Below are 1050 nucleotides of genomic sequence, written 5' to 3'. Positions count from 1 at the left end.
AACGCACTGGATCGCTTTAGCCAATTCTTTACCGCGCCACTGTTTAATGAAGAAGCATTAGATAAAGAGCGCCAAGCGGTCGACTCTGAGTACAAGCTGAAATTGAATGACGACTCGCGTCGCTTGTATCAAGTTAACAAAGAAGTCATCAATCCAGAGCACCCGTTTTCAAAATTCTCTGTCGGCAATTTAGATACGCTTGGCGACCGAGATGCTCAGTCTATTCGTGATGAAATTGTCGAGTTTCATCATTCTGAATATTCAGCCGATCTTATGACGCTGACGTTGTTTGGGCCTCAATCTCTTGATGAGCAGCAAGCTTGGGTAGAAGCCATGTTCGCTGACATCCCTAATCATCAATTAAGTGGTAAATCGATTAACGTACCGATTGGGACTGAAGACAGCACCGGAATTTTGGTTCAAATTGAGCCCATCAAAGAGTTTCGCAAACTCATTCTCACCTTCCCTATGCCGGGAATGGATAAACACTACGGCGTGAAGCCTCTCTCTTATTTCGCTCATTTGTTAGGTTACGAAGGCGAAGGGAGCTTGATGCTTCAACTGAAGAGCAAAGGCTGGATCACTTCCCTATCAGCCGGCGGCGGGGCAAGTGGCAGCAACTATCGTGATTTTACGGTCAGTTGTACACTCACACCAGAAGGGTTAGACCACGTAGATGACATCATTCAAGCTGTCTTCCAATATCTAACCATGATCAAACAAGACGGAATGAATGAGTGGCGCTACCTAGAGAAGCAAGCAGTATTGGAATCTGCATTCCGCTTTCAAGAACCTTCACGCCCTCTCGATTTAGTTAGCCATTTAGTCATCAATATGCAGCATTATCAGCCACACGATATTATCTATGGCGACTACAAAATGTCGGGCTATGATGAAGATCTACAACGTTCTCTGCTGCAATATTTATCTGTCGACAATGTCCGCGTTACGCTGATCGCCAAAGGACTGGAGTACAATCGCACTGCGGAGTGGTATTTCACCCCCTACTCCGTCACTACATTCAGTAGCGAGCAAAAACGCTTCTTCCAA

At 45.6% G+C, this 1050-nt stretch carries 1 protein-coding gene; it reads left to right on the top strand.

The features are described from left to right. Positions 1 to 1050, top strand: a 1050-nt coding sequence (locus R8269_RS26155; RefSeq protein ID WP_318223032.1) for an insulinase family protein, incomplete at both ends; no start/stop codon positions are given.

This window comes from Vibrio sp. Vb0667, assembly GCF_033391095.1.
The sequence above is the reverse complement of the archived record's forward strand: the minus strand, read 5'-3'. Positions and strand labels throughout refer to the sequence as shown.